Origin of the sequence: Leucobacter sp. cx-42, assembly GCF_014529985.1 — a bacterium.
GTDB lineage: Bacteria > Actinomycetota > Actinomycetes > Actinomycetales > Microbacteriaceae > Leucobacter.
In genome coordinates this window covers 1-26,179 of sequence record NZ_JACVMU010000004.1, presented here as the reverse complement: position 1 = coordinate 26,179, position 26,179 = coordinate 1, and the positions used below count along the sequence as shown (strand labels likewise).

The following is a 26,179-nucleotide window of genomic DNA, read 5'->3' as shown; positions in this document are numbered from 1 at the left end:
TGCTCGCGGGGAGTGGCGGTGCCGAAGCACCGCCACCGGGGAAGGAGCGGGGCTAGAGACCCCAAATCGAAAGGAACTCGTAGGCCACGTGTGCCGCAGCGAGCGAGGTCACGTTGGCGTGGTCGTACGAGGGCGCGACCTCAACGACGTCTGCGCCGACGACGTTGAGGGGAGCGAGGCTGCGAATCAGGAACAGGAGCTCGCGGCTCGAGAGTCCGCCTGGCTCGGGCGTACCCGTGCCTGGTGCGAACGCGGGATCGAGCACGTCGATGTCAACGGAGACATAGACGGGACGATCACCGAGGCGGGCGCGCATCTGATCGGCGATGCCGTGCAGCCCGGTGGTGAGGAACTCGCTTGCGTGGACCGTCTGGAAGCCGAGCGCCCGATCATCGGAGAGGTCGTGGTGATCGTAGAGCGATCCGCGGATTCCGATGTGCATGCAGCCCTCAGGATCCAGCAACCCTTCCTCGGCCGCGCGTCGGAACGGGGTGCCGTGGTGCGTCGAAGCGCCGAAGTAGGTGCCGAACGTGTCAATGTGTGCGTCGAAGTGCAGGACCGAGATGGGGCCGTGCTTGTCGAACAGCGTCTTGATGGACGGGTACGCGACCGTGTGGTCACCGCCGAGAATGACGAGTTTCCCCGCACGCTCGCGCGCAGCGGTGAGGCCGGTCACCATCGCATCAATCGCGGTCTCGATGCCGAACGGGGTCACCGCAAGGTTGCCAACATCGGCGACCTGGTGCTTGGCGAACGGGAACGAATCGAGTTCGACGTGATGGGGGCGGATCAGATGGCTTGCGCTACGGATACCTTCGGGGCCGAAGCGTGCGCCGGGGCGATAGGTGACGCCTGAGTCGAAGGGGATGCCGATGACACCGGCGGCTGACTCACCAACGTCGGCGAGGCGGGGAAGCCCCGCGAAGGTGCCGGGACCCGCGAAGCGCGGAACCTGCGAGAAATCTACCTGACCGGTGATCTCGCGGCCGTCCGGGCCGGGGGTACGTACGTAGGGAAAGTCGAGACTCATGCGTCTGCTCCTGGGTTCAGTGAATCGGCTTCAACGCGGTGGTCGGCTGGCGCCTGCACCACGATGACGGAAAGGCCCGGGGTGACGGTCGAGACCTTGATGGCGGCCTCGAGCTCTTCCGGGGTGGTCGGCTGAACGACGTGCGCGCCGAAGCCGCGCGCGATCATGCCGAGGTCCTGTGCGGTCGTGCGAACGCCGGCCGGCATGATGTCGGTGCGCGCGAACGAGACCTCGATCTCGCGGTAGCCGCCGTTGTCCCAGATGATGTGGGTGACGTTCGCACCAAGGTCGCGTGCGGTTGCGAGCTCGGTGAGGGTGAAGAGCGAGCTCCCGTCGCCAGCGAGCGAGATGATCGGGGTATCGGGCTTGCCAATCGCGGCGCCAATTGCCATCGGGAGCGCGGGACCGAGCGTGCCGTAACCGTAGGGAGCGAGCCAACGGCCAGGCTCGTCAAGCGTGAGGAAGTGGTGCGACTGGTAGGCGACCTGCGCCGAGTCTGCAGTGAGAATCGCGTTTGCGGGGAGCGCACGTTCGATGGCGGCGATCCATGGGGTGTGCGGATCCGCCTCACGTGCCTCAGCGAGCCCCTGGCGCGCGACCGCTGCCCGTGCCATGCCCGCCGTCGACACCTCCGGGGCGAGCGTTGGCAGGTGTGCGAGCGCGTGCGCGAGGAAGTCACCGACGCGCATCTGCAGCGTCGGCCGGATCTGGTCTGGGTGCGTGACCGTGGGGTCGATGTCGACGCGCACGATGTCAGCCATCTTGGGCTCGGGGGAGCCGGTGAACAACACCTCGAAGTCCGACAGCTCGGTGCCGAGGCCAATGATGAGGTCGGCGTCCTCCACGAGCTCTTGCGTGCGAGGGAAGGGCATGCTGATGCCAGCGTTCAGCGGATGATCGGTGGTGAGCAGCCCCTTCGCATTGCCAGTCAGGATGAGCGGGGCCGCAAGATGCTCCACGAACTCCTGCACCGCAGGGCCGTCATGCCGAGCACCGCCGCCGGCGATGATGACGGGGCGCTTGGCTGCTGCGATCCGCGCCACCGCCTCGTCGATGGCTGCCGCAGTCGCACCAGGAACCGGGGGAGCCGCCGCCGTCGCGCCTGCCGCGACCGACGCGCTCGCCGCAGGGCGGTGGATCTCGCCGACCTCTTCTTCAAGCATGTCGCGCGGGACTCCGATGTAGACGGGGCGCGGGCGCTCGGTCTCCCAGCGGGTGAATGCCTCGTCGATGAGCTCGATCGCGCGCTCTGGGGTGGTGACGGTCTCACTGATGAGCGTGAATGGGCGGAGCACATCTGCGAGATCAGGAGTGTCGTGCAGGGTGCCGCGGTGGGCGCCGAGCTCGGGGCGGGTGACGGTCGATCCGATGATGAGCATGGGGATCGAGTCATGCCAGGCCTGGCCGATGGGGGTGAGCGCGTTGAGCACGCCGGGGCCGGTGATGAGGTAGCACACGCCTGGCTTGCCGGTGGTGCGGGTGTAGGCGTCGGCCATGAATCCTGCGCCCTGCTCGTGTCGTGGGATGGTGACGTTGAGCCCGCTCTTGTCGATATCGCGGAACAGCTCGAGCGTGTGCACGCCAGGGATGCCGAAGATGTGTTCCACACCGTATTCGGTGAGTAGTGAACTGATGGCCTGACCGAGTCGCATGTGACCCCTCCTGCGCAGACGTCATTGTCTGCAATCGATGTGTGCCACAACCCCAATGTTTTGTGGCACGTTACTCTTTGCAGTGATACTAAACACGCAGTGTGAGGAAGGTCAATCATCGATTTGTAACGAAGCCGTATGCTTCAGGTAGACACATCGGGGTAGATCACACGACGAGGAGCGATCGCATGACGGAGCTGACCACCGCGCGACCACCGTTGAATACCGGCACGGACCAGCTCACACAGATCGGATTCCGGCTTCGCGTCGCCCGTGAAGAACGCGGCATGACGATCAGCAGCGTCGCCGACTTCACCGGCCTCACGAAGGGCTTCATTTCGCAGGTGGAGCGTGGCCTCACCTCCCCGTCGATCACCTCGCTTGCCGCGATCTGTGATGCGCTGACGATGCCGATGGGGCGCCTGTTCGATCCGCCCACCGTGCATGTCAGCCGCAACGCAGAACGCGCGCCGTCGCACCTCATGGGGAACGGGCTTGAAGACATCATCCTCACGCCACCCGGGCAGAGCGGACTCCAAGTCATCGAAACCGCCATCGAACCCGGCGGCGGATCCGTGACCGAACCCTACCGACTCCCGGTAGACCGCGAGTTCGTGGTTGTGCTTGAGGGCGTGCTCGAACTGACGATCGAGAGTGACACCTACCTCATCGGGGAGGGCGACGCCGTCACCTTCGATGCGCGCCATGCGCACACCTGGCGCAACCCGTCTGGGACCTACCGTACCCGGGTGATGTGGGTCTTGACCTCGGCGTAGCCGGGCACGAAGAGGGCGCGGATCGTGGCGTTGCTGCCGTGATCCGCGCCCTGATGTGACCTAGATCTGGTCGGCGTCGAGAATCGTGTACGCGTACCCCTGCTCGGCGAGGAAGCGCTGGCGGTTCTGCGCGAAGTCCTGGTCGACGGTGTCACGTGCGATGAGCGTGTAGAACGACGCCTTGACGTCCTTGCCCTTCGGGCGAAGCAGGCGACCGAGGCGCTGCGCCTCTTCCTGGCGCGAGCCGTACGAGCCAGAGATTTGCACCGCGACCGAAGCATCAGGGAGATCGACTGAGAAGTTCGCGACCTTCGAGACAACGAGGGTCTTGATCTCACCCGTGCGGAACGCGTTGAACAGGTCCTCGCGCTCGTTCACCGGGGTCTGACCCGTGATGAGGGCAGCGCCGAGCGAGGCAGCCATCGACTCGAGCTGGTCGATGTACTGGCCGATCACGAGCACGCTCTCGCCGGGGTGCTTCGCGATGATGCGGCGCGCGATCTCTTCCTTCTCGGGGGTCGAGGAGGCGATGCGGTAGCGGTCCTGATCTTCGGCAGCCGCGTACTGGTAGCGCTCGCCCTCTGGCAGGTCGATACGCACCTCGAAGCACTCAGCGGGCGCGATGAAGCCCTGCGCCTCGATGTCCTTCCACGCTGCCTCGTACCGCTTCGGGCCGATGAGGCTGAACACGTCACCTTCACGACCGTCCTCACGCACGAGCGTCGCGGTGAGACCGAGGCGGCGGCGTGCCTGCAGGTCAGCGGTGAGCTTGAAGACCGGAGCGGGAAGCAGGTGCACCTCGTCGTAGACGATGACGCCCCAGTCCTCAGCATCGAGGAGCGATAGGTGAGCGTACTCACCCTTCCGCTTGCTCGTGAGGATCTGGTAGGTCGCGATCGTGACGGGCTTCACTTCCTTCACCTGGCCCGAGTACTCGCCGATGTCTTCAGCGGTGAGGTTCGTGCGGCGCAGCAGCTCGTCGCGCCACTGGCGTGCCGAGACCGCGTTCGTCACAAGGATCAGCGTCTTCGCGCCGACGGCAGCCATCGAGGCGGCACCAACGATGGTCTTGCCCGCACCACAGGGGAGCACGACGACGCCGGAGCCGCCCTTCTCGAACGCGTCAACCGCGCGCTGCTGGTAGTCGCGCAGCTGCCAGCCACCCTCGCCGTCGCTCTGTGCGAGCTCGATGTCGTAGGGTTCGCCGGGGGTGTAGCCCGCGAGATCTTCTGCGGGCCAGCCGCGAGCGACGAGCTGCTGCTTGAGCTCGCCACGCGCCCACGGGGCAATCACGTAGGTGTGCTCGTCGAGCTTCGTCTCGATGAGCGGAGCGATCTTCTTCGCGCTCACGACCTCGCGGAGGATCGTTGGCTCTTCCGAACGCAGGATGAGTGCGCCAGCGGTCGCCGCAAGCGCCTCCGTTGCCGAGGTGGGCAGCGGGGCAGCCTGCGCAGCAGCGATCTCCTCCTCGGTGAGCGGTTTGCGCTCAATCGTGAGCCGGCCGTAGCGGCGCATGGTGTCGGCGATCTCACTCGCGACGCCAGACGGAACCGGGAACTTCGCGTACGTGTTCAGCGTCTCGAGGATCTCTTCGGCCGTGTGGCCTGCCGCGCGCGCGTTCCACAGACCGAGTCGCGTGACGCGGTAGGTGTGAATGTGCTCGGGAGCACGCTCAAGCTCAGCGAACACGGCAAGCGCGTGACGCGCCTCTTCAGCGTCGGGGTGTGCCACCTCGAGCAGAACAGTGTGGTCGCTTTGAACGATAAGAGGACCGAGAGTCATAACGACCTATTCTACCGGCGACTCCCGAACTTCGGCAGGGCGCGGCGTGGTTCGCTACTTGCTCGGAAGTTCAGCTGGTTCAGCGACCGTGATTGCGGCAACGGGGAACGTGCGTTCTACGCCAGCCTGCACGTCAAGCGCGCGCACGCGACCGGCCCCGATCGAGATCGGTGTCACCACGAAGTCGCGGCGATCACCGCGGATCTCCACCGTCACACGCATTGTCAGCTTGTCTTTGTGCGCGAGCGCGAGGCGACCGGGAATGTCGCCAAGACCGTCGCTCTGCGAGTTCACGCTCGAGACGCGGTCGACGAGCGCGGTGATGCTGTCGACGGGTGCTGGCTCGGCGTCACTCGCTGCCGGTGTCACCGCTGCTGCTGCTGTTGCGGCTGCTGCGGCTGCTGCGGCTGCTGCGGCAGTCTCGGCCGTGGCAGCTCCGGGCGCCGAGGCACCCGGTTCAGCTGGTGCGGGATCCGCCACAATGGTCGGTGCCATCGCGGGATACCGGGCCTCAACCAGCGCGCTCAATACGTGATCGGCACGCAACTGTGAATACAGGGTGCGATCGTCACGCTCGGTGGACTCGCCTGGAACGGGCTCAGCGTAGTGCAGCTGCAGGTGTGCGAGCGTCCGGTCGACGAGCAACGTCGCGGTGAGCGCAGGATCGCGCACCTCCAGCCGTGCGCGACCGTTGAAGCCGTCGTGCTCGTGCACGACGAGGCTGCCGGTGCGCGATGCCGCGGCCGAAATGAGGTAGTCAAGCGGCTGCGGAACGCCCGTGAGTGACAGTCGTGCAAACGTGGCGCGGATCGTTGCCTCACTCACGCCGCGGTCGAGCGCGCTCATCATCGCTGCCTCGGTCACGCGCAGCGTTGAAGCGACGCCAATGTGCTCGGGGATCGTGCACTCCGCAAGCGCGGCCTCGTCAGCTGCCGCGAGCGGACCAGGAACGACCACGCTCAGGTCAGGCTGCACGTAGACGCCGGGAACCGGCGCGGGAAGTTCGTCAGCTGCTGCCGCGCGGGCAGCCGCAAGATCACCCGCGAGCATGGCAACGCCAGCAGCGGAAAGCTGGCCATCAACCGTGACGCCAAGTGCGTCCCAGGTGGCAGCGGTGCAGGCGGCCTCGTCACGGGTCGCCTGCGAAACGAAGGGGAAGAGCAGCGGCAGATCGGCGAGTGCTGCCGTCACATTCGCGCGATCTGCGAGCGCGTAGGACAACACCTCCGGAGCGGGGAGCGTCGCGGCAGCGAGGGTGAGCCAGCGCTCAGCCTGCGGATCCGCCAACCAACGCAGCCCAGCCGCGGCGGGCACAAGCGAATCAGCATCAGACGCGACGAGCAGCCCAGCCGCACGCGCGAGCGCGAGCACGGCGAACGCCTCGTCCTCGGTAGTGCCGTGTTGCTCGGCGAGCCCACGAACCGCGGTCGTCTGCGGCTTGCCCGTGCGATTCAGGCGCAGCGGCGCCTGAGACAGGGCGCGGATCACCGCAGCGACCTGCCCCATCATCGTCAGCGCCGGCACATACCAGTGCGCGAGCTCAGACGGTGCTGCAGCGGTGGAAGGCGCTGGCGCCTGCTGATCTGCGTCCCAGCCGTGCTCCGCACCAAGGGCCGCAAGCATCGCATCGACCTCTGGTAGCTGCGCCGTCGGCTGCTCAGGGGAGCGGCCAAGGAGGCCAAGCTGCTTCAGCGCCCTGATCTCAGCCGGACGCGCCTTCGCTGGGCGTGCCAGCGCTCGCAACTGCGCATGATTCAGCGTGCGCAGGACGCTCTGCACCGACTCAGGACGCAAGAGCGCCTGCGCAAGGTCAATACTGTCGTTGATCTGATCGGGATAGCTGACTCGACGGGCGCGCACAAGGCACGTCAGTCCGTCGCGATCGAGATCCGCGATCGCGGTAGCAAGCGCCAGGGTTCCGCTCATAGTGCCGAGTTCCTTGTGCAGGTTCCGAGTGCAGAGGCCGTGTCCCGGAGGACTACGACTTGCGCGACTTCTTTGCTGCGCGGCTCCGGCGAACCTGCGCGGTAATGACCAGTGCGATGAGCAGCGCGAAACCAGCGGGCAGACCGTAAATCGTCATGCCGTACACGTACGGCCAGAAGCCCGCAGCGAGGTCAGCGGTGCCGTTCAAACCGGCAGCCAGCGTGACAAAGAAAGAAATAAGCGCGAGAGCGATGATCGCAATAGTCGCGTACGCGAGGACGCGCTCGATCACCGAAGCGGAAGAATTGTCGGTATCCATCCGCACCATTCTACCGGCGATGCTCGAAACTGCCCAGGGCGATGCTGGGAATTGCGCGGTAAGCTTGACGAGATATGCCGGTTGACCGGCAGGTGGACGATTGTTCTGCCCCTTATCCGCAAGACGTCGGTGGTTTGCTGAGTGTGAACGATCCGCGCCCCTGCGAATCAGAGACGAAACAGGAGTGTCAAGGCATGCCGAACGGCAAGGTCAGGTTTTACGACGAAGAAAAGGGCTTCGGCTTCATCCAGGGCGAAGACGGCGCGCAGGTCTACTTGCATGCCTCGGTGCTGCCAGATGGTGCAGACGTTCGCGCCGGAACTCGGCTTGAGTACAGCGTCGGCGAAGGCCGCCGCGGCCCCCAGGCGCTGTCGGTGCGCGTCATTGATACCCCGCGTCTCGCGCGCCGCTCACGGAAGTCGGCAGACGAGATGGCGATCATCATTGAGGATCTCGTGAAGCTGCTCGACAGCGTCGGCACGGACCTGAAGGCCGGTCAGTACCCCGACCGTCCCATGTCGCGCAAGGTCGCGACGATGCTGCGTCATATCGCAGATGATTTTGATGTCTAGATTGAGCGAGGAAGAGCGCATGACCGAAGAAGAAACTCACGTGGCGGAGACCGGTGCGGCAGGTGCCGACGCAGGTACTGACGCTGGTGCGGTCGATGCTGGTGCGCTCCTCACCGCGCTGCTTGCAGAGCGGGAGCTTGCTCGCACCGCGCTCGCAGAGATCACCGATGCTGCAACCATCGGTGGCGAGGCTGGACACGAAGAGCACGAAGCTGGCGTCGTCACGCTGTACTTCGAGAGCCTGCTCGCTGGCTATCCTGGCTGGCGCTGGGCTGCGACGCTCGCGAAGGTCGGCGCAGATGAGCCAGTGACCGTGCTCGAGGTTGAACTCCTGCCCGGTGACGACGCAGTGCTCGCGCCAGAGTGGGTACCCTGGTCGACCCGTCTTGCGCAGTACCGCGAAGCTCAGGTTCGCCAGGCAGAGGAAGACGCGGCTGAGGCCGCTGCTGCCGAGCTCGCTGACATTGATGACGTCGATGCAGAAGACGACATTCACGACAACGATCACTCTGAGGCTGACTCGGACATGCACGGCGCTGATGTCGATGATGATCTTGACGACGACGATGATGACAGCGATGATGACGATGATGAGCTTGGCGCTGATTCCGAGTCGGAAGATGAAGACGACGTCGATCTCGATGACGACGACCTCGAGGACTAACTCGGGTCGCTGCGGCGCGGCCCGCGCTGCTGTGCAGTGCGTGGCCTTGCGTGGCCTTGCGTCGCTTTGGCGCGCAGGTTCGAGCGCCATAACCTCAACCCCGCGAAAACGATAGTTTCTCTCGAGATGGCCACTTTCTGGCAGTAGAAAGGGGCCATCTCGGCAGAACGGCCCCTTTTCGTGGGGTTGAGTGCTGTCTAGACCCGGTCTCGGACTCCAAAACGGGTGCCTCCCCTGCATGGCCACTATTGGTCCACCCCGCACCAGCACTGCCGGAATACAGAATGGGCCGGCCAAAGGCCGGGCTGCCTGATTTGAATCCACCAAACCCCGGCGGGGTGGAACGAATACAGGGGATGTGCGCCAGCTCGATGCCGACCAAGGGAATCGCTAGCGCTCCCAGGCCCAACACACTGGCCACGAATACAGCAAGGCCCCGGAGTGAAAACTCCGGGGCCTTGCTGTGATCCGCCAATAAGTGCTGGCGATGGGACGCTATGTCGCCGTCAGCGACTTACGCGAGGCGCTCGAGCACGTAATCAACGCACTCGGTGAGCTTCTGCACGTCTGCGGGCTCGATCGCGGTGAAGGTCGCGATACGCAGCTGGTTACGGCCGAGCTTGCGGTAGGGCTCGGTGTCGACGATGCCGTTGGCGCGGAGCGCCTTCGAGATAGCCGATGCGTCGATCGAGTCGTCGAAGTCGATGGTGACAACAACCTGCGAGCGGTGCGCCTCTTCCGTGACGAAGGGGGTAGCGACCGACGAAGCCTCAGCCCACTTGTAGAGGATCTGCGAGGACTCAGCGGTGCGAGCCGAAGCCCACTTGAGGCCACCGTTGCTGTTCATCCAGCGGATCTGCTCGTCCATCATTGCGAGGGGAGCAAGCGCCGGGGTGTTCAGCGTCTGGTTCTTGCGCGAGTTATCCAGTGCGCCACCGAGGTTCAGGGTCTCGGGGATGTAGCGGTCGCCTGCGGTGAGGCGCTCGATGCGCTCGATAGCCGCGGGCGACACCATTGCGAACCAGATGCCACCGTCAGAAGCGAAGTTCTTCTGGGGCGAGAAGTAGTACACGTCAGCCTGGCTTGCATCGAAGTCGATGCCGCCTGCTGCGCTGGTTGCGTCAACGAGGGTCAGCGCGCCCGCATCGCCCTGTGCGCGAACGACGTCAGCCATGACACCGGTCGAGGTCTCGTTGTGGGGGTACGCGTAGACGTCAACGCCCTCGGTTGCGAGGAGCGACGAGCGCGAGCCAGCCTCAGCCGCACGAACATCGGGTGCCTCGAGGAAGGGAGCTGCCGCAGCTGCCTTCGAGAACTTCGAGCCAAACTCACCGAAGGTGAGGAACTGGCCACGGCGCTCGATGAGCGAGTGGACTGCAGAATCCCAGAATGTGGTCGCGCCGCCGTTTGCGAGGAGGATCTCGTAACCCTCAGGTGCCTGGAAGAGCTCAGACAGGCCCTCGCGGACGCTGCCAACAAGGTTCTTCACGGGAGCCTGGCGGTGCGAGGTGCCGAGGGTGCCGGGCTGGAGCGAGCTCAGGAATGAGATCTGCTCGTCGCGCACCTTCGAAGGGCCACAGCCAAAACGGCCGTCGGCGGGGAGCAGGTTTTCAGGGATGGAGATGTCTGCCATGCGACAATTCTACGCTCATTCCTGCGCACATCACGTCCGTTGTCATAAACTGGGTGATGGTCGCTCCGCACAAAAATGCGGTAGCTGGGCGAATTGGAGTGCGCATGGCAGATCTCATTGATACGACGGAAATGTATTTGCGCACCATCCTCGAATTGGAGGAGGAGGGCGTGACGCCTCTCCGCGCCCGAATTTCAGAGCGTCTGAACCACTCAGGCCCGACCGTTTCGCAGACCGTTGGTCGCATGGAGCGCCTCGGCCTGGTCAACGTGACGGAAGATCGCCGTCTCGAGTTGACCGCAGAGGGCCGCACCAAGGCTGTGCAGGTCATGCGCAAGCACCGTCTCGCAGAGCGCCTGCTCGCAGACGTGATTGGTCTCGAGTGGGAGTACGTCCACGACGAGGCGTGCCGTTGGGAACACGTGATGAGTGAGCGGGTTGAGCGCAGGCTCCTCGAACTCCTCGACCACCCGACGGTGTCCCCATACGGCAACCCGATTCCGGGACTTGAAGAACTTGGAGCACGCGGGGTGATCCGCGCTCAGAAGAACGTGGTGAGCGTGCTCGAACTGCTTCCTGTGAATGGTTCTGAGGTCACAGCAGAGGTGCTGCGACTTGCTGAGCCGGCACAGGTTGACCCTGAAACGCTGGTGAGTTTGCGGCAGGCCGGGATCACCCCCGGGAACCGCGCAACTTTCTCGCGTGACAGGGGATTCGTACGCGTTTCAGGCGACGCGACGGAAGTGGTGATCGAGATTCCGATCGAGATTGCCGCGCACATTTTCATTGCCGAAGGGGTTCGTTAAGTCATAGCGGCGTGAATCCTTTGGGCACTGGTAGGCCAACGATGGCCAGAAACAATATGGAGCCGATAACCAGGGCATAGAAGGAGACGAAGATGTCGCTTCCAACAGCAGAAGAACACGTGAATGCGGTGCTGGCAACAGCAGCACGGCGAAGCGTTGGCGAGAAAGAATTCATGCAGGCTGTGCATGAGGTTCTCGAGACGTTGACACCGGTTCTGCAGGAACATCCCGAATACATTGAGGCGGGAATTCTCGACCGCTTGGTCGAGCCAGAGCGACAGATCCTTTTCCGGGTCCCATGGGTAGATGACACGGGTCGTGTGCGAGTGAACCGCGGGTTCCGCGTGCAGTTCAACTCGGCACTTGGCCCCTTTAAAGGCGGGCTCCGCTTCCACCCGAGCGTGAACCTCTCGGTGGTGAAGTTCTTGGGCTTCGAACAGATCTTTAAGAATGCACTGACCGGGCAGCGGATCGGCGGCGGCAAGGGCGGCTCAGACTTTGATCCCGCAGGTCGCTCCGACGGCGAGGTCATGCGCTTCTGCCAGAGCTTCATGACGGAGCTCGTGCACCACATCGGTGAAAACATGGACGTCCCCGCGGGTGACATTGGCGTTGGCGCACGCGAGATCGGTTACATGTTCGGTCAGCACCGCCGTATGACCCAGCGTTACGAGGCAGGAACCCTCACGGGCAAGGGCGTCGGCTGGGGCGGCGCCGAGGTGCGCACCGAAGCAACCGGCTACGGTGCAGTCTTCTTCGCAGAAGAAATGCTGAAGCGTGCCGGCCAGGGAATCGCAGGCCTGACGGCAGCGGTCTCCGGTTCAGGAAACGTCGCGATCCACGTCATCCAGAAGGTTGAGCAGCTGGGCGGTCGCGCGATCACCGCGTCAGACTCCTCTGGCTACATCGTCGATGAGGCCGGTATTGACGTTGACCTCCTCAAGCAGATCAAGACCGTCGAGCGAGCCCGTATCTCGGAATACGCGGCCCGCAAGCCAGGCTCACGCTTTGTCGCGACCGGAAAAGTCTGGGAGGTGCCGGTCGACCTCGCCTTCCCGTGCGCAACCGAGAATGAGATTGGGCTTGCAGATGCGCAGGCACTGATCCGCGGTGGCGTGCGAGCGGTCACTGAGGGTGCAAATATGCCGACAACACCTGAAGCGGTTGCCCTCTTCCAGGAAGCGCGGGTGCTCTTCGCCCCAGGCAAGGCCGCGAACGCGGGCGGCGTCGCAACGTCGGCGCTCGAGATGCGACAGAACGCGGCACGCTCGCGCTGGGACTTCGACACGAGCGAGAACCGTCTGCACGCGATCATGACCGACGTTCACGAATCCACCTACGAGGCGTCGGAGCGTTACGGCAAGCCAGGCGACTACGTACTCGGCGCGAATGCCGCAGCGTTCACGACCGTGTCGCAGGCGATGCTTGAGCAGGGCGTGATCTAGCGCACCTATATATAGGGCACTGACGAGGGCGCGGATCCCTCGCGTACGGCCGCCACCCGGTTACGATCGGGCTGGCGGCCGTACGCATGTGTGCCGAGTGACGCGAAAAGCTGCGTCTGATGTTTCGATGTCGAAAAAACTGTGACACAAAATTCCGCATGATTCTGCGGAATTTTTAACAAACCTGAGCGTTCCGTGACCTCAGCGTGACATATTCGTAATCTTCCGTTACGCTTAAACAGTCCTGCACCGACCGTATTTCGCACAACGAAGTACGGGGAGACAGAAACGTTAGGTAGTTATTTTCGTGAACAATCAGAATGCTGGCACTGAAATCGCGCTTGCTTCGCAGCCCACCAAGGGCAAGGCAAAGCGAGTAGCAAAGGTAGCCGGAGCAGCAACTCTCGCTCTCGGCCTCTTTGGCGCAGTAGCCCTTCCCGCATACGCAGCTGAGACCACTCAGGACGTAGCGGTTCAGGCAAGCGCACAGACCCAGGCACTCGTTGTAGCCGACTTCGAAGAGAAGGCGCTGCCGATTGTTACCGCGGCTGTACCTACCGAAGAGATCCCCAAGCCTGTAGTCGTTGTCCCTGAGGCAACCGCCGCAGAGGGCGAAGCAGCTATCTCGGACGCTCCCATGATTCCCTCGGGCGCTGGCGCTTCGGGTGTCGTGAACGCAGCTCTCGCACAGCTCGGTCAGAACATGGACTGCACCGACCTCGTACAGAACTCGCTCGCAGCAATCGGTCTCACCGAGCGTCGCGACCAGGGTGGTTACGACCACGGTGTTGGCAGCTTCGACGGCTACGGCACGATCTACCCGTACAACCCGCTGACCGTTGCAGCAGGCGACCTGCTCGTATGGCCTGGCGCACCCCACATTGCAGTTGCTGTAGACAGCGGCTCGGCAGTGCACGGCGGCTGGGGCGACACCGTAGTGTTCGCTGGCCACCAGAACCACGGCGCAAACCCGGATTACATCATCCGCCTCGGCTAAGTCCGACCCCAAACTACCTGTGAACGGGCGCTCGACCATTCGGTCGGGCGCCCGTTCGCGTTTACGCGTGCGACCCGATGCTGTGCCGTTTGTCGTTGCCGAGGCACGGTGTGATTGCGATAGGGTTGCACTGTTGTGTTCGCCGCAGCGGGGCTCTGTCTGAGCGCTCTGACCGTGCGGGCGCGATCCACGCCTCAGTAGCTCAGTGGATAGAGCACCGCTCTCCTAAAGCGGGTGTCGGAAGTTCGATTCTTCTCTGGGGCACGGAACAAAATGACCTGCACTTTGGCGTAATCTAGCCGTGGTGAGGGTCTTTTTCTGTCTCCGGCTTGCCCTTGGCAACAGAATTGACAACAACTGTGCTGGCAATCTGGTGATCCAAGCGGCTTATAAGGTCGGTAAAGTCCTCATCGAACAGGTCAGCGTAGATATCGAGGGTGATTGCTGCGGACTTGTGCCCCAGCATCCGCTGAACTTCTTTCACGTTCGCCCCAGCTTGCACCGCGAGGCTGGCCGCAGTGTGCCTTAGGTCGTGTACTCGCATCTGGCGCAGATTCGCACGTGTGAGTGCTGAGTTGTACCAGTTGCGTCCGCTACGCCCTCCTGAGGGTGGACTGACGAAAGTCCCGTATGCGTTTCCGAAGATTAGCTCATGAGGCTTCCTGTCTGCGCAGTGCTCCTTGAGGAGATCCCAGACGATTGATTGAACTGGTACACGCCGGATCTTGTGTGACTTGGGAGTGCCTTCGATAAGTTTTGATCCGATGCTCACAACACTGCGTTCAATGTCGAGCCCAGCATCGCGTGGGCACTGGACGGCAGCAAGAACACCATCGTTCTCCGCTCTGATATATACCTTCTCGGTGAGCACCGAAGTTGACCTCAGCAGTGACCGTGTGGGCGTACGCGGCACACTATCCATGTGGGCTTCGGTTTCTACCAGGAAAGCTACGTCGTCAAGATCACTCTCACAAAATAACCCTGGCCCCTCCACAAGCACACTCCCACCCACGGGATACCCTGCCAACATGCGCAGAAGCTACCTACTCATTCTCCCACTCGCAGTAATCGCGCTCACAGGTTGCACAGCAGACCCAACACAACATGATGACGCGACAGTTCCACTCAGCGGAATAACGGAAGACAGCGACTATCTAGTCTCACCAAACGGCAGACTCGAATCATTCCCCGCAGACAAGAGCTCTTACCTGAACGTGCGCATCGAACGCACCGCGAAGCTCAACGGCCGCAACAAATCGCCAAAGCTCAAAGTCATGGTGCAAGCAGGCAACGAGCAGACAACCTGCGAATCATTCCGTCAATACATCTGGAGCGGTGACGTGGGCAGCAGCAACGAATACACACTCGAATGCGACACCTACATCCCTAAACCTCACGAGCTCGACATCATCAGCGGCACCGTCGCCCCCGAACTGTAGGCTCAACCAGTCGGCACCATCACCCCAGGGAACCCACCTCTCCTCGGGGCGCACAGGCAGGCTCGCGGCATAGTGACTTTTACTCAGGGTCAGTTCCAGGCTCTACCAATTGACCTGCAGGGGCCGTTTGCCCTTGTTTGGTATAGGTTTTGGGGTACTCAGGCGGTTGCAACCAGCCCGGTGCACCAATTGGGGAATGCCAAATGTCAAACCGATGCTTCTGAGTACAAAAAGTCACTATGTCGTGAGCCTGATTCTGGTAGCGGGTAGGGGTGCTATCCGGGGGGGGGGGGGGATTAGCTGACCGTTCTGCCTGAGGCGCGGGCTTTTCTTCAGCCCCTTGGCTTAGGTGGCATCGGGTAAGCCCAAGTGAGTCTTTCGCCGTCCGAGACCCTTGACCATGTAACGACGATATTTGTAACCCAGGGATCTGCCATCGTTGCCCCGTACATGATCTTTACTGCACTCCGAGCTCCGATGGTCGCTGGCATCTCGGTCAGCCCGATCCGGATCCCAAGGTTATCCGGAACTGTTCCGATGGTAACGTCCACTGCATCCATGGGGCTGGTGTTCGTGAGGAGAAAGGTATCTCCGTCCCACCATTCAAATGACCAGGGAGGGCTGTTGAATACGCTTGTCTGGATTGCTGCCATTTGTGTGTTGGCTGTCGTGGCTTTGTCCGCTGAGGCTTGAGCTAGATCCTGAGCCTTGATCGAATCAGCGCGGGAGGTCCACGCCATGATTGCGGAGCCGCCGGCGGCAATGGCGCCAATGATTGAGATGAGTAGTGCTGCAAGCTCCATGGCGCTCACTCTATATAAAAGAGCCTCAAAGATCTTGCACCATCTCTGGAACGTGTGAGCTGTTGCATTCCAGGGGGGGCAAACGATGGGACACCGTCGGCATACCCCGCCTTCTTTTCCAAACAAGTGCTTAGCATCGTATACATGGAATGGATGGAATTGCTTTCTGTACTGGGTGTCGTGGGTAGTGTGCTTGCTGCTTTCTTTGGCCATTTGAGTCTTAGTAGCCCGTTGAATAGGTTGGTTAAACTTACTGGAACCCTGGAAAGCTTAAAGAGCTACGATCAAGAGTCTTTCGAATATGTAAGAGCGGCTGTCCAGAATCTCTCGAGGAAGATTTCCAAGAAAGAAGAACCATGGGAAGACACATCTCGCATGCTTCTTCTCTCAGTTTGCTTCTACTTTGCAGCTGCGATCATTGCGACTTTTGCTCCTCTTCTCATTGACTCGGACGAATACCCAGTGAGAATGTTCGTGTTTGTGGGCATTGGGCTCATTCTCCTTATTTTGGGCGCGTTCTCTTTTGGATGGGTCGCTGTTCACCAACTTGCTGAAACTTGGAGAATCGTTGGGGGGAGCAGAAAACACAAAAAGAGTGGCCGTGCCAGCAAGAAAAACTCTCAGTCAAACGACGCAATATCGGACACTTTGGGCAATGAAATCACGTAAATGAGTGCCAAAGAACGAGACGGAAAACCAGCACCTATCTTGCACATTTGCATCACGTTTTAGCTGCGTCCCTAAGACATCAGCGGATCATTTTGGGCACTCCAGCGAAAGGACCAGCTGAAATGTGGCAACAGAGTTTGCAACAAATCATTGAGATTCACCAAACCTGACCCAACTAAGGAAACTCATGAGTTGGGTAGATTGGCATGATTTTAGGGCGCTCTAGTTGGAGTCTCGCCCTGTGCAGAATCGATTCTTCTATGGGGTAAACATCCAACATCGGCGCACACATACAACATCGCCGGCCGCTGCGATGACGTGAACGTCTGGTCGCAGCGACCGGCGATGGTGAGACTTGCGGACTAGGCGTTGCCTGATTTGAGTGCCTGCAGTCGCGCGTCTACTTCACTGAGCTCGCCTAGATCGTCGAGCTCATTGAACTGGGCGTCGAGCGTCGAAGCGGCAAGCTCCGCGCGACCGCGCACCATAGCCTCCTGCCGCTTGACCTTTTCCTCGAAGCGGCCAAGCTCGCTCGTCGGGTCGAGCACGTCTAGGTCCTTGACGGCGTCCTGCACCTGTTCCTGCGCCTTGGCGACCTTGCCGCGCGAAACGAGCTCGTCACGCTTGGCCTGCAGCTGTGAGAGCTTCTCGCGCATGGTGCTCAGGCCAGTCTTCAGCTGCTCAACAACTTTCTGCTGCGCGATGATGCTCGGCTCTGCGCTCGCCACCTCCTTCTCGAAGGAAATCTGCTTCGAGAGCGCAACGCGAGCGAGGTTGTCGAACTTCTCTGCCCCCGCGGTATCTCCAGCCGCACGTAGGGTGTCAGCCTGTCCTGAGGCTGCGGCAGCCTTTGTGCCCCACTCGGTCACGGCGGCCTGATCCTCTGCGAGATCGGCTTCCATGAGCCGCAGGTTGCCGATCGTCTGGGCTACCGAACTCTCCGCATCGACGATGCTGTTCTTGTAGTCGCGCTCCATCTGGTTGAGCATCTTCTCCGGATCCTCGGCAGAGTCGAGAAGTGCGTTGATGTTTGCCTTGGCGAGCTGGGTAATACGGCCAAGAATTGATTGCTTTGCCATGGTGGCTTCCTTTCCAGTTGATCCACCGATGCAGCTCGGAGGAAGTGTGAGTGCGAGGCGATGTCCGCCCGCAAGCTGTTGTGAGTGGCGCGGTGTGAGCTGTGTGGTGCGCCTTTAGAACCGACCACCACCACCGCGTCTGCCCCCGCCGCCGCCGGAGCCGCGCGATCCGCTACCAGAGCGGCCGCCACCTCCGCCCCAGCCGCCGGTGAACCCGCCGCCAGATCCGCTCCAGCCGCCGCCACTACCGCCACCGCCGCTGAGCAGGGTGCCGATGATGCCGCCGAGCACTGCAGTGCCAAGGTTGCTGTTTGCGCCTGATCCGCCGCCCATACCGCCGCCGCCCCAGCCAGAGACGTCGTTGTCTGCCAGTTGGCTTGCCGCCCTGGCATACTGAATCGCTTGCTGGGCAGCCTCGTATGAGCGGGCGGGGTCTTGCTGCGCGAGCTGCTCGGCGAGCTGTAGCTGACGCTGCGCTTCTGACAGGCGGGTGCGAGCCGTTGCGCCGATTGCTCCGCGTCGCGTGGCGATGAACTGCTCTGCGTTCAGCACCTCGCTGCGAGCGGCAACGAGTGCGCCGTCACGCGCGGCTTCGGCACGGCGCGTACGCTCAGAATTTTCTCGGGCCGAGCCGATGGCCGCGTCGATCTGTACGTTTGCCGCGGCCGCTGCCGCGAGGGCAGACACCGGGTCGCCCTGCGTACCGCGTTCCAAAAGCTCACTCACCTGCGCAGCAGCTTGCTGCAGCGCCTGCCGGTCGGCGTCACTCGCCGAATTGATGAGCTGTGAGACCACGGTGAGATCGGCGCGCAGGTCTGCCGCAGCTGCCTCGTATTGCGCGGCGCTCTCGGTGAGCTCTGCTGCCGCGGTCTCTGGTGACGCAGAGAGTAGCTTCGCCTGGTCGAGCGCGGCCTCACCTGCGCGAAGTGACACCGCAGCAGCAGAGGTCTTTCCGGCTGCGAGTTCTGCGTCTGCGGAGGCGATGCACTCGGCGGTGAACGTGAGGCGTTCCGCTGCCTCGGTTAGATTCGTCTGAACCTGGGCGATGATCGCGGGCGCGTAGGTGGCGCCAAGCTCCGCTGCACGCTGCCGCGCCACAGTGAGTTGCTCGGTCGTCGCCGCGTGCCCTGAGCGGAGCTGGGCAAGAGTTTCTGGTGCCCGTTGCTCGACCTCGCGCAGGCGCGTGAATGACGCGGTGTGCTCATCGAGGGAGGTCTTTGCCGCGGTGCAACGGTCGATGATTTCGGTGAGCCATGCGCGTCGGTCCTCGTCACTGTCAGGCTCGTTATCGTCAAGCTGTTGGCGACGGCCGAACGCGGCAGTGAGCTGCTCCTTTGCGTTGGTGATCGCGGCGGCAAACGGCTCAGCCGCAGCAGCGCCAAATTGTGCTTCGGCAAAGCTGAGTTCCTGCTCGCTGCTGCGGAGGTCATCATCAACCTGCACGAGTAGCGAGCTCGCCGTTGCTTCGAGTTCTGCAAGCGACGCGGGTGCGTCGGCCGTTTCTTGCTGGGTTTTCTTGCGCCGTTTGCGAGCGACGGTCACTCCGACTGCGACGGCTCCGACCACGACGACTCCGCCGATGACTGCAACCGCGATGCCAGTCCCGTTTGAACTTGGATTCAGCACCGCTTCGTCAATTCCTGTCAGGGTTCGCTCGACGACGCCACTCCAGTCACTCGCCTTGAGCGCCGGACGCACGTACTCATTGGTGATCTTCGAGTACTGCGCATCATCAATGAGCGCTTCGGGCGCATTGAGATCGAACATGCGATCTTGCACGGCAATGCTCAACAAGACTCCATCGTCGCCGAGGTAGTTCTTTTCGGCGGTAGCTGCGCCCCAGGCCGCGGGGTCTGCCGGGTTCTCGAACGCATCGACATAGACCACAAAGAGTTGCACGCCGTTCGCATCGGCGAACGAGCGCACCTGATCTTCGAGAGCGCTCATGTCAGAGCGAACCGCGCCGGTTGAGGTGTCATCGATGATGTACGCGCCATTGAATGCCGGGGGAGCGGTGGCAGCCGCCAGCGTGGCGCCACCCAAGGCAACTCCACCAAACACCATCAGTCCAAATAATGCAATCAAGCGCCTCATGCGCGGTCCCCCGAATCGCAATGCTGCGCGGACACTTCAATGTGGCCGCTGTGTCCACAGTGTAAGAGGGACGCCCGGATTTCACTAGAGCCTTCTAGGTTATTGTTTTGGTCTCGCTATGAATGGTGTGGAAATTCGAGGTTTCCCTGCGAACAACACTGTCGGCCCGGACCTCGCAAAGCTAGGCTGGCCGCATGCGTCGAATGCTTGCGGTGAGTGGTCGTATTGTCGGGGTGGCCGGGCTTGCTGCGGTCTCAGCACTTCACATGGCCTGGGCTGCAGGATCGTCTTGGCCAGCACAGAACAAGAAGGCGCTCGCTGAAGCCGTGGTGGGTTCAAAAACCGAAATGCCGAGCGCCGGTCCGACGCTCGTCGTCGCTGCGGGTACCGGTGCTGCTGCATTGCTCGCTGCAGGCGCATTCGGTGAAGGAAAGCCGCAACGCGCGGGGGTGCGTGCCATGGGGAGCGTCATGCTTGCGCGTGCCTGCTTCGGCGGGGAGACAGCGCTTGCGGCGCTCGGGCTTCCCAAGCCTGGAAAGCAGTTCATGCGCCTTGACGCAGAGTATTACCGGCCATTGACCGCGGTGCTGGGCGTATCGCTCTGGTTGGGGAGCGCGAAGCGCTGATCCGCTACCAGCCGCCCTGCTCGTCCTGGATCGTATTGCCGCCATCAACAGCGATGACCTGGCCGGTGACGTACGAAGCGCCGGGCGATGCGAGGAACTCGATGAGCGCCGCGACCTCATCGGGGGTACCTGATCGGCCGAGGGGAGTGGCATCACCCATGCGGTTCTCGTGCTCGGTTGCGGAGCCGGTGTTGATCCACCCCGGTGCGACAGCATTGGAAGTCACGCCGGTCTCTGCGAGATCAACCGCGAGGGAGCGCGTGAGACCTACGAGGCCTGCTTTTGCCGCGTGGTAGCCGACGTCTCCGCGGTAGGCCATGAGCGGACCTGACACGGAGGATACCGTGACGATGCGGCCGTGCGGAGCGGCGGACAGGTGCGGGATTGCGTTGCGTGTGACGAGATACGCGGTCGTGAGATTGCGAGTGAGCGCGTGCTCCCAGCCGACGCGATCGAGCGCGGTGGCAGGCTGCGGATCCTCAGGGTCAGAGACTGAGGTCATTCCAGCGTTGTTCACAAGAACGTCGAGTCGGCCAAATGCAGCAAGTGTGCTCTCGACGAGGTGTTCCGCGCCCTCGTCGGTGGTGAGATCGGCGGTGACACCGATGGCGACCGGGCTGCCGAGCGACACCTCGACCGAGCCAAACTGGGTCGCGAGTTCGTTGAGTTCGGCGGCGCGTTCGTGGATCCGCCCTGTGGTGGCCCCGATCGCCACGCGATAGCCAGCGCGCACGAGCCGTGCGGCAGCAGCGAAGCCGATTCCTGTGGGTGAACCAGCGCCGGAGATGAGTGCTACGCGGTCGTTCTGGGGAGCGGTGTGCGACATTGCCATGGTGTGAGCCTACGCCCTCTGAAGGTAGCTCCTAGGCGCCTTGCGGCGGGTGCACCAAGAATTCAAGTCGCTCCGACAGGTATGCGGCGAGCGTCGGTGCCCCGGTGAGCGCAGCGCCGGCGCGCCAGCGCACGCGGAGCTCACCATCGGCAATGCCCACCGGCAGCGACGCGTCGGCAGCAAACTCAGCGATGCCGTCCTCGGTGAGGGGAAGCGCGACAGCGTCATAGTTGACGGAGGTGCCTGCTGGGTATCCGCCGCGCAGGGCCGCCGCAGCGATCTCTCGGCGTTCTTCGCGGGAGACCGACGTGTTGTTCGGGCGGCCTCGCTCGGCTGCGCGAGTGACCGTGCCAGCGGCGTAGAGCACTGGCTCGCCGGGTGCTGGATCGTCGGCGCGCAGCAGCAGCGTGCCGAGCCGCCACACCTGACCAACGGGTCGCATGCGGGCTGCGCGAGTGATGAGGAACTTGCGTCGCTCCGGCACAAACTCGGCAAATTCTTCTGGCTGCACCTCTGCCGCGATGAGTCGCGCTCGCACCTCGGTGAGGGACGCGAGGCTGCGCTGAACCAAGTTATCCACACGTACAGTTTACCGAGCGGCGCTGAGGCGAGACCCTCGTTAGGCTTGTCCCATGAGCAATCAGGTACCAGTCAATCAGGCCTCGGCCCACCAGGCGTCGAGCGCGCCCGCCGGGCAGGAGTCCATTGAGGTCGAGCGCAAATACGACGTCGCGTGGGACGCGGTCGTGCCCACTGAGTTCGCCGAGGCGGGGCTCGAGGTCGCTGAGTGCGTTGAGCATCGCATGGTTGCGCGCTACTTTGATACCCGCGACGGTGCACTTGGCAAGCAGCGAGTAGCGGTGCGGGTGCGCGAGGGTGGTTCCGACGCTGGCTGGCACCTGAAGGAAAAGAACACGCTTGGTGCGCGCGAGCTCGGCTGGCCGCCAGCGGCTGAGATGCCCGCGGGGCTGGTTGCCGAAATTCGTGCGCGGATCGGCGAGGCCGCCGACGAGGTGATCGCGATCGCTGAGATCGCGACGACGCGAGTCGCGATCCGCCTCACGGACACGGTAGGCAACGACCGCATTGAGCTGGCCGACGACCGGGTGGTCGCCCGCGATGAGCGGGCAGGGGTGACGCGTGCCTGGCGCGAGTGGGAAGCCGAATCGATCGCTGCTGATGGCGCTGCGGGAATTGCGGCGCTTGACGCACTTGAGCCCGTGCTGCTCGCCGCTGGCGCAAGCGTGTCACCGAGCTTTGCGAAGATTGCTCGCGCGGCGGGGCAGCTTGCCGCAATTGCGCAGGCGCAGGGCGCTCCCACCGCGCTCGTTGAAAAACTCACAGCTATGGATCAGGCCGATCAAGAGGCTGCGCGTAGGCTGGACGCATGAGCAAGAAGCCAGTGAACTCGGGCCGTAACGGGAACAACAAGAAGCCCGAGGTGAGCCCAGAGGCGCGTCGGAAGCAGATCATCGTCGCGCTCATCATGGGTGCGGTGATGGGTCTCATCTTGAGCCTGCTCACACAGTTCTGGCTGTGGCTTCCTGCAGGTCTTGCGATGGGCCTCGCGACAGGCGCAATTATGCGTCCCCCCGCAGAAGAAGACCAGAAGAAGCGCCGCAAATAACGATCACAACAAATTAGTCAATGGCTTTGACTAATCACTAGCGTTCTGCGCGATGATGTGGAAAGATCGTACGCGGTACTGACACCCGCGTAGGAAATAACGCAGGGGTTCAACTAGACAAGGACGTTCATGGAACCCACCATTTTCGAGACCAACCCACCCGCAGCGCATGTGGTTGACGCATCTCTTGCGGACACCAAGCTCGCGTGCTTCTGGCTCGACGATATTCGCGATTCGGCAGCACGCTACCCGAAGCTTGGCGCAGACATCACCGTTGACGACGTTGTCGTTGGCGGCGGCTACGCCGGCCTGTGGACTGCCATCAAGCTCAAGACCGAGCACCCCGAGCGCCGCGTCGCGCTGCTCGAGGCTGTCGAGGTTGGCTGGGCGGCGTCCGGGCGCAATGGTGGCTTCTGCGAGGCGAGCATTACCCACGGTGAACCCAACGCTGAGGCGCGCTGGCCGAACGAGACCGGCATCCTCCGCCGTCTTGGGTACGAGAACCTCGACGCGATCGAGAAGTTCATCGCAGACAACAAACTCGATGCAGAGTTCGAGCGCAACGGTGCACTGAGCGTGGCCAACGCCGAATACCAGGTTGACTGGCTCGGTGAGAGCCCCGACCCCCTCGTCGAGACGCTCGACGCAGAGGCAACCCGCAAGCGCATCAACTCGCCCACATTCCTCGGCAGCGAGTTCTCGCCACGCGAGAACGCCAGCATCCACCCAGCGAAGCTTGCCGCTGAACTCGCGCGTCACGCGACCGAGCTCGGCGTTGAGATCTACGAGCGCAGCGCGGTCACAAAGCTTGATGGTGACAAGTTTGGCCCGATCCGCCTCACGACCGACGCTGGCACCGTGAGCGCCGAACGTGCCGCGCTCTGCACCAACGTCTTCCCGTCGCTGCTCAAGCGCTACCGCCTGCACACCGTGCCGGTGTACGACTACGTCCTCATGACGGAGCCGCTCACTGACGAACAGCTGCAGTCGATCGGCTGGGAGGGACGTGAAGGCCTCGCCGACATGGCGAACCAGTTCCACTACTCGCGTCTCACCGCAGACAACCGCATCCTTTGGGGCGGGTACGACGCGGTCTACTTCACCGGCGGCAAGATCAAGGCCGAGTACGAAGACCGTATGGAGAGCCACCGCCGCCTCGCGAGCCACTTCTTCACCACGTTCCCGCAGCTTGAAGGCCTGAAGTTCACGCACCGCTGGGCTGGTGTCATCGACACGAGCACCCGTTTCTGCGCGTTCTTCGGCGAGGCGTTCGGCGGTCGCGTGCAGTACGTTGCTGGCTTCACCGGCCTCGGCGTTGGCACGACGCACTTCGCGGCCGACGTCATCGTTGACCGTCTCGAGGGTCGCGTCACTGAGCGCACCGAGGTCGAGATGGTGAAGAAGGTGCCGCTGCCGTTCCCACCTGAGCCTGCAGCTTCGATCGGCATCAATGCGACCCGGTGGGCGCTCGATCGCGCAGATCACAACCAAGGCAAGCGCAATGTGCTGCTCAAGACCCTTGACGCGCTCGGCCTTGGATTCGACTCGTGAGCGCCGAACTGCTTCCCGAGGGCAAGAATCTCGTGGTTAATGCGACAACCACCCCCATCGAGCTTGAAGCGGTTGACGCCGCAGATACCGTGTCGGGCTCGCCCCGTCAGGGCATCGCAGAGCTCGGCACGATGGGCTCGGCCGACGTAGGAATCTGGGAGCTGCGCGAAGGCGTTGTCACCGATACCGAAGTCGACGAGCTGTTCGTCGTGCTCTCTGGTGGGGCGCGGATCGAGTTCCTCGACGCCGAGAACAACGTCATCGATGAGCCGGTTGAAGTCTCGCAGGGCGACGTGATGCGCCTCGTTGGCGGCTCGCGCACGCGCTGGACTGTGGAAAATCACATCCGCAAGGTGTATATCGCCTCAGAATAGGGCTAAAGTCTTTCGAGGAATATTTCAGCTCCACCGAAAGGAACACAGGGGATGGCCTGGAAGCAGCACGGTGACGGAAAGCGCGTCGCACCCGATGCAATCGTTCTCCCTGAGGAGCGATTGAGCTGGCCCAAAACCATTGGTTTTGGCGCACAGCATGTTGTCGCAATGTTTGGCGCTACCTTCTTGGTACCGCTCATTACGGGCTTCCCGCCCAGCGCGACGCTCTTTTTCTCGGGCCTCGGCACGATCCTCTTCTTGCTGCTGACGGGTAACCGTCTGCCCAGCTACCTGGGATCTTCGTTCGCCTTCATCGCCCCGATCATGGCAGCCCTCGCTGGCGGCCCTGAGGGTGACCTGTCGCGAGCATCGTTCGGCATCCTGTCGATCGGTGTGCTCATGGCGATCGTCGGCGTCGTGGTGCAGAAGTTCGGCACCGGCTGGATCAACGCGCTCATGCCGCCCGTCGTCATGGGTACGATCGTGGCCCTCATCGGCTTCAATCTTGCGCCGGCGGTAAAGAACAACTGGAACGCAACCGAGAACTCGGGATGGGTCGCACTCATCACGATCGTTTCGGTGCTGCTCATTACGATGCTCTTCCGCGGCCTCATTGGCCGTCTGTCGATCGTGCTCGGCATGGTTGTCGGCTACATCGCAGCGATCTTCTTCGGTGAGATCGACTTCACCGCGGTGAAGGACGCGGCATGGATCGGCCTGCCCGAGTTCCACCTGCCCGCGAACCCGTTCAGCGATCCCACCCTGTGGGGCCTGCTGCCGATGTTCATCCCCGTTGTTCTCGTGCTCATCGCTGAGAACGTCGGCCACGTGAAGAGCGTCGGCCTCATGATCAACCGCGACCTCGACCCGGTAACGGGCCGCGCGCTGTTGGCTGACGGCCTGTCGACGATCCTCGCTGGCTTCGGCGGCGGATCGGGCACCACCACCTACGGCGAGAACATCGGCGTCATGGCGGCGACTCGTGTGTACTCGACCGCTGCGTACTGGGTTGCTGGCATCATCGCGATTCTCCTGGGCTTCTGCCCGAAGGTTGGCGCTGTGATCTTCACGGTTCCCGCAGGTGTTCTTGCTGGCGTGACTGTCGCACTGTACGGTCTCATCGGTCTCATCGGTGTGAAGATCTGGATCGATAACAAGGTCGACTTCTCGAAGCCGATCAACCAGTTCACCGCTGCTGTCGCGCTCATCGTTGGAATTGCAGACTTCGGTCTCACTATCGGCAGCGAAGCGAACCCGATCGTCTTCAACGGCATCGCGCTCGGCACGATCGCAGCAGTTGGCGTCTACCACCTCATGCGCCTTGCGGCGAAGGTACGCGGTGGCGAGCCTGACGTCGCCGATCCGGTGGTGACCGGCGGCATCGTTGTGAACGCCGACGAGAAGTAGTCGGATCTGCGTGAGAGGCGCGGCACCCCGTTTCATGGGGGTGAGCCCCCAACTGGGTGTTGGGGGTTAATAGCTC

At 62.5% G+C, this 26,179-nt stretch carries 26 protein-coding genes and 1 tRNA gene; 15 read left to right on the top strand and 12 right to left on the bottom strand.

Annotated elements, in window-relative coordinates:
• Positions 1–52 precede the first annotated feature (52 nt).
• Both speB and ICM05_RS04435 read right to left on the bottom strand, forming a co-directional pair.
• Entirely contained in the window at positions 53–1,030 is a 978-nt protein-coding gene (gene speB, locus ICM05_RS04440) for an agmatinase (RefSeq protein WP_188023380.1), read from the bottom strand.
• Positions 1,027–2,682 carry a thiamine pyrophosphate-binding protein gene (locus ICM05_RS04435; RefSeq protein WP_188023379.1) on the bottom strand — a complete coding sequence of 552 codons (1,656 nt, stop codon included), beginning with the start codon at positions 2,680–2,682 and terminating at the stop codon, positions 1,027–1,029. Before ICM05_RS04435 ends, speB begins: the two co-directional genes overlap by 4 nt.
• Before the next feature lie 188 nt (positions 2,683–2,870).
• On the opposite strand from ICM05_RS04435, the gene ICM05_RS04430 reads away from it, so the two are divergent.
• The gene (locus ICM05_RS04430; protein ID WP_188023378.1) at positions 2,871–3,458 is read left to right on the top strand and encodes a helix-turn-helix domain-containing protein; all 588 of its coding nucleotides are present in this window, start codon (positions 2,871–2,873) and stop codon (positions 3,456–3,458) included.
• A gap of 60 nt (positions 3,459–3,518) precedes the next feature.
• Here the strand turns inward: ICM05_RS04430 and ICM05_RS04425 are convergent, their stop codons facing one another.
• Genes ICM05_RS04425 through ICM05_RS04415 form a run of 3 tightly spaced genes read right to left on the bottom strand, consistent with a single transcriptional unit; the run spans position 3,519 to position 7,485 of the window.
• On the bottom strand, positions 3,519–5,240 hold the full coding sequence (locus ICM05_RS04425; protein ID WP_188023377.1) for a DNA repair helicase XPB: 1,722 nt from the start codon (positions 5,238–5,240) through the stop codon (positions 3,519–3,521).
• A gap of 54 nt (positions 5,241–5,294) precedes the next feature.
• Complete coding sequence (locus tag ICM05_RS04420) at positions 5,295–7,166, bottom strand: helicase-associated domain-containing protein (RefSeq protein ID WP_188023376.1); 1,872 nt, start codon at positions 7,164–7,166, stop codon at positions 5,295–5,297.
• A gap of 52 nt (positions 7,167–7,218) precedes the next feature.
• Positions 7,219–7,485, bottom strand: coding sequence for a hypothetical protein (locus ICM05_RS04415; RefSeq protein ID WP_188023375.1), 267 nt, complete (start codon positions 7,483–7,485; stop codon positions 7,219–7,221).
• 194 nt (positions 7,486–7,679) lie between these two features.
• Here ICM05_RS04415 and ICM05_RS04410 point away from each other — a divergent pair, with 194 nt between their 5' ends.
• On the top strand, positions 7,680–8,057 hold the full coding sequence (locus ICM05_RS04410; RefSeq protein ID WP_188023374.1) for a cold-shock protein: 378 nt from the start codon (positions 7,680–7,682) through the stop codon (positions 8,055–8,057).
• 19 nt (positions 8,058–8,076) lie between these two features.
• Positions 8,077–8,721, top strand: coding sequence for a DUF3027 domain-containing protein (locus ICM05_RS04405; protein ID WP_188023373.1), 645 nt, complete (start codon positions 8,077–8,079; stop codon positions 8,719–8,721).
• Positions 8,722–9,235: 514 nt separating this feature from the next.
• Here the strand turns inward: ICM05_RS04405 and serC are convergent.
• Positions 9,236–10,354: a phosphoserine transaminase gene (gene serC, locus ICM05_RS04400; protein WP_188023372.1), complete on the bottom strand. Its 1,119-nt coding sequence runs from the start codon at positions 10,352–10,354 to the stop codon at positions 9,236–9,238.
• A 104-nt stretch (positions 10,355–10,458) separates the two neighbouring features.
• Between serC and ICM05_RS04395 the strand changes: the two genes are divergently transcribed.
• The 4 genes from ICM05_RS04395 to ICM05_RS04380 all read left to right on the top strand — a co-directional run bounded on the left by ICM05_RS04395 (position 10,459) and on the right by ICM05_RS04380 (position 13,866).
• Positions 10,459–11,160 carry a metal-dependent transcriptional regulator gene (locus ICM05_RS04395; RefSeq protein ID WP_188023371.1) on the top strand — a complete coding sequence of 234 codons (702 nt, stop codon included), beginning with the start codon at positions 10,459–10,461 and terminating at the stop codon, positions 11,158–11,160.
• A 92-nt stretch (positions 11,161–11,252) separates the two neighbouring features.
• The gene (gene gdhA / locus ICM05_RS04390; protein WP_188023370.1) at positions 11,253–12,605 is read left to right on the top strand and encodes an NADP-specific glutamate dehydrogenase; all 1,353 of its coding nucleotides are present in this window, start codon (positions 11,253–11,255) and stop codon (positions 12,603–12,605) included.
• A gap of 307 nt (positions 12,606–12,912) precedes the next feature.
• Complete coding sequence (locus ICM05_RS04385; protein WP_188023369.1) at positions 12,913–13,602, top strand: hypothetical protein; 690 nt, start codon at positions 12,913–12,915, stop codon at positions 13,600–13,602.
• A gap of 191 nt (positions 13,603–13,793) precedes the next feature.
• Positions 13,794–13,866, top strand: a tRNA-Arg gene (locus ICM05_RS04380).
• 31 nt (positions 13,867–13,897) lie between these two features.
• Here the strand turns inward: ICM05_RS04380 and ICM05_RS04375 are convergent.
• Positions 13,898–14,473 (bottom strand): site-specific integrase, encoded by a 576-nt coding sequence (locus tag ICM05_RS04375; protein WP_353055819.1) that lies wholly within the window; start codon positions 14,471–14,473, stop codon positions 13,898–13,900.
• A 157-nt stretch (positions 14,474–14,630) separates the two neighbouring features.
• On the opposite strand from ICM05_RS04375, the gene ICM05_RS04370 reads away from it, so the two are divergent.
• On the top strand, positions 14,631–15,041 hold the full coding sequence (locus tag ICM05_RS04370) for a hypothetical protein (RefSeq protein ID WP_188023367.1): 411 nt from the start codon (positions 14,631–14,633) through the stop codon (positions 15,039–15,041).
• A gap of 332 nt (positions 15,042–15,373) precedes the next feature.
• On the opposite strand, the gene ICM05_RS04365 is transcribed toward ICM05_RS04370, so the two are convergent.
• Positions 15,374–15,844, bottom strand: a complete 471-nt coding sequence (locus tag ICM05_RS04365; RefSeq protein ID WP_188023366.1) for a hypothetical protein — start codon at positions 15,842–15,844, stop codon at positions 15,374–15,376.
• A 144-nt stretch (positions 15,845–15,988) separates the two neighbouring features.
• On the opposite strand from ICM05_RS04365, the gene ICM05_RS04360 reads away from it, so the two are divergent.
• Complete coding sequence (locus tag ICM05_RS04360; RefSeq protein ID WP_188023365.1) at positions 15,989–16,513, top strand: hypothetical protein; 525 nt, start codon at positions 15,989–15,991, stop codon at positions 16,511–16,513.
• 362 nt (positions 16,514–16,875) lie between these two features.
• Here the strand turns inward: ICM05_RS04360 and ICM05_RS04355 are convergent, their stop codons facing one another.
• Both ICM05_RS04355 and ICM05_RS12835 read right to left on the bottom strand, forming a co-directional pair.
• The gene (locus ICM05_RS04355; protein WP_188023364.1) at positions 16,876–17,592 is read right to left on the bottom strand and encodes a PspA/IM30 family protein; all 717 of its coding nucleotides are present in this window, start codon (positions 17,590–17,592) and stop codon (positions 16,876–16,878) included.
• A 114-nt stretch (positions 17,593–17,706) separates the two neighbouring features.
• Positions 17,707–19,677, bottom strand: a complete 1,971-nt coding sequence (locus ICM05_RS12835) for a TPM domain-containing protein (RefSeq protein ID WP_215401742.1) — start codon at positions 19,675–19,677, stop codon at positions 17,707–17,709.
• Between the two features lie 203 nt (positions 19,678–19,880).
• Between ICM05_RS12835 and ICM05_RS04345 the strand changes: the two genes are divergently transcribed.
• The gene (locus tag ICM05_RS04345; protein ID WP_188023363.1) at positions 19,881–20,312 is read left to right on the top strand and encodes a DUF3995 domain-containing protein; all 432 of its coding nucleotides are present in this window, start codon (positions 19,881–19,883) and stop codon (positions 20,310–20,312) included.
• Positions 20,313–20,316: 4 nt separating this feature from the next.
• Here ICM05_RS04345 and ICM05_RS04340 read toward each other — a convergent pair whose 3' ends face one another.
• Both ICM05_RS04340 and ICM05_RS04335 read right to left on the bottom strand, forming a co-directional pair.
• Positions 20,317–21,144, bottom strand: a complete 828-nt coding sequence (locus tag ICM05_RS04340; RefSeq protein ID WP_251364514.1) for an SDR family NAD(P)-dependent oxidoreductase — start codon at positions 21,142–21,144, stop codon at positions 20,317–20,319.
• A 31-nt stretch (positions 21,145–21,175) separates the two neighbouring features.
• The gene (locus tag ICM05_RS04335; protein WP_188023362.1) at positions 21,176–21,724 is read right to left on the bottom strand and encodes a hypothetical protein; all 549 of its coding nucleotides are present in this window, start codon (positions 21,722–21,724) and stop codon (positions 21,176–21,178) included.
• Positions 21,725–21,776: 52 nt separating this feature from the next.
• Between ICM05_RS04335 and ICM05_RS04330 the strand changes: the two genes are divergently transcribed.
• From ICM05_RS04330 to ICM05_RS04310, 5 genes are all read left to right on the top strand, one after another.
• Positions 21,777–22,535: a CYTH domain-containing protein gene (locus tag ICM05_RS04330; protein WP_188023361.1), complete on the top strand. Its 759-nt coding sequence runs from the start codon at positions 21,777–21,779 to the stop codon at positions 22,533–22,535.
• Positions 22,532–22,771 carry an HPP family protein gene (locus ICM05_RS04325; protein ID WP_188023360.1) on the top strand — a complete coding sequence of 80 codons (240 nt, stop codon included), beginning with the start codon at positions 22,532–22,534 and terminating at the stop codon, positions 22,769–22,771. Before ICM05_RS04330 ends, ICM05_RS04325 begins: the two co-directional genes overlap by 4 nt.
• A gap of 129 nt (positions 22,772–22,900) precedes the next feature.
• Complete coding sequence (locus ICM05_RS04320; protein ID WP_188023359.1) at positions 22,901–24,322, top strand: FAD-binding oxidoreductase; 1,422 nt, start codon at positions 22,901–22,903, stop codon at positions 24,320–24,322.
• Positions 24,319–24,696: a cupin domain-containing protein gene (locus tag ICM05_RS04315; RefSeq protein WP_353055818.1), complete on the top strand. Its 378-nt coding sequence runs from the start codon at positions 24,319–24,321 to the stop codon at positions 24,694–24,696. Before ICM05_RS04320 ends, ICM05_RS04315 begins: the two co-directional genes overlap by 4 nt.
• Positions 24,697–24,747: 51 nt before the next feature.
• Positions 24,748–26,103, top strand: coding sequence for a uracil-xanthine permease family protein (locus ICM05_RS04310; RefSeq protein WP_188023358.1), 1,356 nt, complete (start codon positions 24,748–24,750; stop codon positions 26,101–26,103).
• Positions 26,104–26,179 lie beyond the last annotated feature (76 nt).